The sequence below is a fragment of the Micromonospora sp. NPDC049580 genome, assembly GCF_040675595.1.
GTDB lineage: Bacteria > Actinomycetota > Actinomycetes > Mycobacteriales > Micromonosporaceae > Micromonospora.
Genome location: NZ_JBFAPG010000430.1, coordinates 1 through 5,489 on the forward strand (window position 1 = coordinate 1; position 5,489 = coordinate 5,489).

General features: G+C 75.4%; 6 protein-coding genes. 2 read left to right on the forward strand and 4 right to left on the reverse strand.

Going from position 1 to position 5,489, the window contains the following annotated elements; genetic code table 11:
• Positions 1–169 precede the first annotated feature (169 nt).
• Positions 170–1,489 (forward strand): MFS transporter, encoded by a 1,320-nt coding sequence (locus tag AB0J68_RS26005; RefSeq protein ID WP_363940832.1) that lies wholly within the window; start codon positions 170–172, stop codon positions 1,487–1,489.
• Between the two features lie 36 nt (positions 1,490–1,525).
• On the opposite strand, the gene AB0J68_RS26010 is transcribed toward AB0J68_RS26005, so the two are convergent.
• Entirely contained in the window at positions 1,526–1,945 is a 420-nt protein-coding gene (locus AB0J68_RS26010) for a YchJ family protein (protein ID WP_363940834.1), read from the reverse strand.
• Between the two features lie 44 nt (positions 1,946–1,989).
• Complete coding sequence (locus AB0J68_RS26015) at positions 1,990–2,760, reverse strand: SGNH/GDSL hydrolase family protein (protein WP_354861290.1); 771 nt, start codon at positions 2,758–2,760, stop codon at positions 1,990–1,992.
• Positions 2,761–2,849: 89 nt separating this feature from the next.
• Between AB0J68_RS26015 and AB0J68_RS26020 the strand changes: the two genes are divergently transcribed.
• Entirely contained in the window at positions 2,850–3,560 is a 711-nt protein-coding gene (locus AB0J68_RS26020) for an MBL fold metallo-hydrolase (protein WP_363940836.1), read from the forward strand.
• A 51-nt stretch (positions 3,561–3,611) separates the two neighbouring features.
• Here AB0J68_RS26020 and AB0J68_RS26025 read toward each other — a convergent pair whose 3' ends face one another.
• Together AB0J68_RS26025 and AB0J68_RS26030 are read right to left on the reverse strand one after the other, a co-directional pair.
• A complete protein-coding gene (locus AB0J68_RS26025) occupies positions 3,612–4,718 on the reverse strand; it encodes a magnesium and cobalt transport protein CorA (RefSeq protein ID WP_363940838.1) in 1,107 nt (368 codons plus the stop codon).
• Between the two features lie 105 nt (positions 4,719–4,823).
• Positions 4,824–5,435: a class F sortase gene (locus tag AB0J68_RS26030; protein ID WP_363940840.1), complete on the reverse strand. Its 612-nt coding sequence runs from the start codon at positions 5,433–5,435 to the stop codon at positions 4,824–4,826.
• Positions 5,436–5,489: the final 54 nt, after the last annotated feature.

A 5,489-nucleotide genomic window follows, 5' to 3' on the forward strand; every position in this document is an offset into this window, starting at 1 on the left:
CCCCGCTCCCGTCGGGCCGGCACGCCGAAAGCGCTGGCCGGCACCCTGACGCCGGTCTACCATCGCCGACATGACCTGGCGACATTGATCCAACGCCGTAGGCCGCACCCGTGGACCGCCACGGGCACCGCACGTCCGGTGTCCGTCTCCACTCCCACGGGAAGGCCCCATGACCCACCTCGCCTCGCGCGTGCCCGACCCGGCGGTCCGCCGGCTGTCGGTGACCCTCTACGGGTACGCGTTCCTCAGTGACCTCGTCCTGCTCTACCCGCTGTACGTGGTGCTCTTCGCCGACACCGGCCTGTCGGTGGGGCAGATCTCATCGCTGTTCGTCATCTGGTCGGCCGCCGGCATCCTGTTCGAGGTGCCGTCCGGCGCGTGGGCCGACGCGGTGTCGCGCCGGCTGCTGCTGCGCCTCGCCCCGCTGGTGACCGCCGCCGGCTACGCGCTGTGGGTGCTGATCCCGTCGTACCCGGCCTTCGCGGTCGGGTTCCTGTTGTGGGGCGCCGGCGGGGCGCTGGTGTCCGGCGCTCTGGAGGCGCTGGTCTGGACCGAACTGGACCGGCTCGGCGCCGCCGGCCGGTACGCCCGGGTGCTCGGTCGGGCCCGGACGGCGGGCGTGCTGGGCGTGGTGGTCACCGGGGTGCTGGCCGGCCCGGTGCTCGCCGTCGGCGGGTACCCGGCGGTCGGCGCGGCCAGCGTGCTCGCCTGCCTGCTCGCCGCCGCCGTCGCGGCCCGGTTCCCCGAGCACCGCCCGCCGCCCGGCGCGTCACCGTCACCGCCCGCGCACGACCCGCCGCCACCGGCGTACGACCCGGCGGTTGCCGTGCCGCCCGTCGCCGCATTGCGCGGCGATCACGCGCCCGAGTCGGCGACACCGGACGACGACGGCGACCTGACCTGGTGGGACACGCTGCGGGCCGGTGTGACGCAGGTCCGCTCCCGGCCCCCCGTGCGGGCGGCCGTCCTGCTGGTCGCTGTGGTGGCCGCCGACTGGGGCGCGCTGGACGAGTACACGCCGCTGCTGGCCGTGGACACCGGCGTCGGCGCGCAGGCCGTGCCGCTGCTGCTCCTGCTGCTGTGGGCCGGTGTCACCGTCGGTGGGCTGCTCGCCCCGGCGGGGGAGCGGCTGGGCCACCGGGGTTACGCCGTGCTGCTCGGCCTGGTCGCCGTCGCGCTGGCCGGGGGCGCTCTGGTCCGGCACCCGGCGGGCTTCGTGCTGCTCGCGGTGGCGTTCGGCGCCGCGCAACTGGCCACCGTGCTGGCCGACGCGCGGTTGCAGGCCCGGATCACCGGCACCAGTCGGGCCACCGTCACCTCGCTGGCCGGGATGGCCACCGACCTGCTGATCATCGGGACGTACGCCGGTTACGGTCTCGTCGCCACGGCGGCCGGCAACGCGGTGGCGTTCGCGGCGGCGGCCGGGGCGTACCTCGTGGTGGCGCTGGCGCTGCTGGCCCGCCGGCGACACTCCGGACCGACACCGTGACGGCTGGATCCCCGCGATGACCTCGCGGATCAGGAGTCAGGGCTGGTCGCCGTCGAGGTAGACCCAGTGGCCGTCCTCGCGGACGAACCGGCTGTGCTCGGTCAGCGTGCCCGGCCGACCCGCCTCGCGGTAGTGGGCGTGGAACGTCACCGTGCCGGTGGCGTCGAGCAGACCGCCGCGCTCGGTCTCGACGATCTCCAGCCGGGTCCACCGCTGCCCCGGGGTCAGCTCCAGTCGAGCGGGTCGGGTCGACGAGTGCCAACTGCGCAGCAGGTAGTCGGCGTCGCCGAGGGCGAAGGCGCTGAACCGGGAGCGCATCAGCGCCTCGGCCGTCGGCGCCTGGGCGGTACCGCCGTGGACCGGGGAGCAGCAGTCGGCGTACGCCTGGCCGGAGCCGCACGGGCAGACCCGTCCGGTCGTCGCGTTCGGCCGCCGGCCACCCGTACCCCTGCCCATCCCGCCATCCTGCCGCACCGCCGGGCGCCCCGAGCGGCCGGCCGTCAGCCGTCCAGCGCCACCGGCAGGGGAACCGGCCGTTTCGCGACCCGGTCGTCCCCGGACGACCGGCCGCGCAGGTGCCGGGCCACCCAGGGCAGCAGGTGCCGGCGGGCCCAGGCCAGCTCGGCGCCGAGCACCTCGGCGCGGCGTCGCAGCGGCGCCGGCGGCAGCGGCGCCGTCCAGGAGTCGTCGAACCCGGGCAGACCCGCGGTGTACGCCAGCGCGGCGGCGATCCGCGCGTGCCCGGCGCTGTTGGCGTGCAGCCGGTCGTCGCTCCACAGCCGCGGATCGGAGGAGACCGGATGCGCTCCCAGGTCGAGCAGCGTGGCCCCGGTCTGCGCGGTGGCCGCGCGCAGGGCCTCGTTGAGTGCCAGCATCCGGCCCCGCAGCGGCCGGGCCAGCGGCATCACCGGCGCCGGGTCCGGCATGGTGAAGGTCAGGACGGTGGCGCCCTGCCCGACGAGTGCCCGCTGCATCGCCGCGACGTCCTCGGCGACCTGGTCGGCGTCGAAGGAGGGGCGCAGCACGTCGTTCATGCCGGCGACCACGGTGGCCAGGTCGGGGGCGAGATCGAGGGCCGGCTGGAGCTGCTCGGCGCGGATCCGCGCGGTGGTCCGGCCACGGATGGCCAGGTTCGCGTACTCCAGGCCGCCCTGGGCGCGCGCCACCGCCAGGGCGAACCGGTCGGCCCAGCCCCGGTAGCCGCCGGCGTCGTCCGGATCGTCGAGCCCTTCGGTGGTGCTGTCGCCGATCGCCACGTACCGCTGCCACATCACCCGGGCGAGGTTAGCCCCCGCCCGGACGGTGGCGGGCCGGTGGTCGACGGGCAGTGATGGTTGACGATTCTCCCTAGACTCGCGCCATGACGCGTTCCCCCGCGATATCGCTCGCCCCGAACGTCTGGCGGATCCCCACCGTGGGGCGTTCGGCCGTCAACTCGTACGCCTTCGTCGACGACGACGGCAGTGTCACGCTCGTCGACTGCGGGCTGGCCAAAGCGCCGGCCCGGATCGTGCGCGGGTTGGCCGCGATGGGCAAGGTGCCGGCCGACGTCACCCGGATCGTGCTGACGCACGCGCACCCGGACCACGCGGGTGGCGCGACCGAACTGGCCCGCCGCACCGGCGCCCCGGTGGCCGCGCACGCCGACGACATCCCGTACGCCGAGGCCGGCCACAACCCGCCCGCAGACCCGGCGGTGACCGGCGGCCGGTTCTTCACCCGGGTGGCCGGCGGCCGGTTTCCCGCCGTGCGGGTGGCGCAGCCGCTCGCCGACGGCGACGTGCTCGACGTCGGCGGCGGCCTGCGGGTGGTGCACACCCCCGGGCACTCGCCCGGTCACGTGTCGCTGCTGCACGAACCGACCCGACTGCTGATCACCGGGGACGCGCTGTTCAACGTGCTCGGCGTCCGCTGGTCACCGAAGTTGCTGTGCAGCGATTTCCGGATGACCCGGCAGACCTCCCACGTGCTCGGGGAGCTGGAGTACGACATCGCCGCTTTCACCCACGGCCCGGAGCTGACCGACCGCCCGCGGGAGCGGATCCGCGCCTTCCTGAGCCGCCCGCGCTGACCCGCCCGCGCTGACCGCTCGCGGCCGCGATGCCCACCATCGCGCCGCGGCTCAGAGCCAGCCGGAGCGGCGGAACAGGCGGTACAGGGCGAGGGCCGCCGCCGCCATCAGCGCCAGGGCGCCGGCGTAGCCGTAGCGCCAGGCCAGCTCGGGCATGTGGTCGAAGTTCATGCCGTAGACGCCGGCGATGCCGGTCTGGGTGGCCGCGATGGCCGCCCACGCGGCGATCTTGCGCATGTCGTTGTTCTGCTCGACGGCGAGCTGCGCCAACCGGGACTGCACGATCGAGGTGAGCAGGTCGTCGTACGCCGCCACCCGGTCCACCGCCCGGGCCAACCGGCCGTCCACGTCCAAGAACCAGCGGTGCAGGGCACGCGGCGGCCCGTCGGCGCCCGGGTCGAGCAGCATCCGCATGGGCGTCTGCAGGGGCAGCACCGCCCGCTTGAACTCCACCACCTCCCGCTTGAGCTGGTAGATGTGCTGGATGTCGGCCGAACGGTCGCGGGCGAACACCGCCTCCTCGACCCGCTCCAGGTCCCGCTCCACGTGCCCGGCCACCTCCAGGTACGTGTCGACCATCCGGGCGCAGACCGCGTACGCCACCGCCCAGGGCCCGGCGGCCAGCAGCGCGGGGCGGCGCTCGATGTCGGCGCGGACGTCGCGCAGCGCCCCGGCGGCGCCGTGCCGCACGGTGACGGCGAACCGGTCGCCGAGCAGCACCATCACGTCGCCGGTGTCGATCACCTCGGAGGTGTCGGTCAGCTCGGCGTGCTCCACGTACCCGGCGGTGCGCAGCACCAGCAGGGTGACCGGTCCGTGCCGCTGCACGGTGGGCCGGTGCCCGTCGGCGAGCGCCTGCTCGACGGTCAGCTCGTCGAGGCCGAAGGTGCGCCCCACGGCGGCGAGCACGGCCGGCCCCGGCTCGTGCAACCCCAGCCAGACGAAGGCGTCGCGGCCCCGGCGGGCACGGGCGTACGCGTCGGCGTAGTGCGGCCGGCCCGGCTCGCGTCGGCCGTTGACGTAGACGGCACAGTCGACCACGGCGTCCGGATTGGATCGGCGGGGCGTGGGAGCCTCACCGCCCGGGCGGCCGAGCAGCCGCCGGGCCAGGGCACGCACGCCTCGACCGGCCCGGTCCCGTACCGCTCGCTGGTCCACCCTGCGCCCCCTCCCGCGCACCGTTGCGGCCACGGTGCTCGCAGGGGATGGTGCCACCGGATTCTGCCCAGCGGCGTCCGGCTCCCGACAGCGGGGGCCGTCGGCTCAGGCGGTGCGGGTGGCGAAGACGACGATGTTGTCCACGTAGTTGCCGGTCGCGTCGTCGAACCGGCCGCCGCAGGTGATCAGGCGCAGTCCGGCGGCGTCCGCCGGGCCGTAGACCAGGCCGCTGGGGAAGCGGTCCTTGGGGTACGCGTGGACGCCGTCCACTGTGAACGTGGTGACCCGCGCGTCGGCGCGGGTGACCTGGATCTCCTGGCCGGCGCGCAGTCGACCCAGGTCAAAGAAGACCGCCGGGCCGGCCGGCGAGTCGACGTGTCCCACCAGGACGGCGTTGCCGGTCTCTCCGGGGCTGACGCCGTGTCGGTACCAGCCGGCGAGGGTCGGCTTGTCCAGCGGGGGGACTTCCAGCACCCCGGCGGCGTCCACGCCGACGGCGACGATCTCCGCGCGTACACCGATGGCCGGAATCTGGACCCGGACGGGCGCGGCGCGGGGCAGCGGGGCCAGGTCCGGCGCGGGCCGGGTGTGTGTCGGCGCGTCGACCGGCGGGCGTGGGGGACGCGCCGGCTCGGCGGGGAGGCCGACGGTGATCAGCCCCAGCCCGGACACGCCGAGCAGGGCGACCACCGCCGGCAGGGTCCGTCGCCTCCACACGTGCTGACCTCCGTAGGGATCGTCGGGTGCCCGTGCCGGTGTCACCGGCACGGG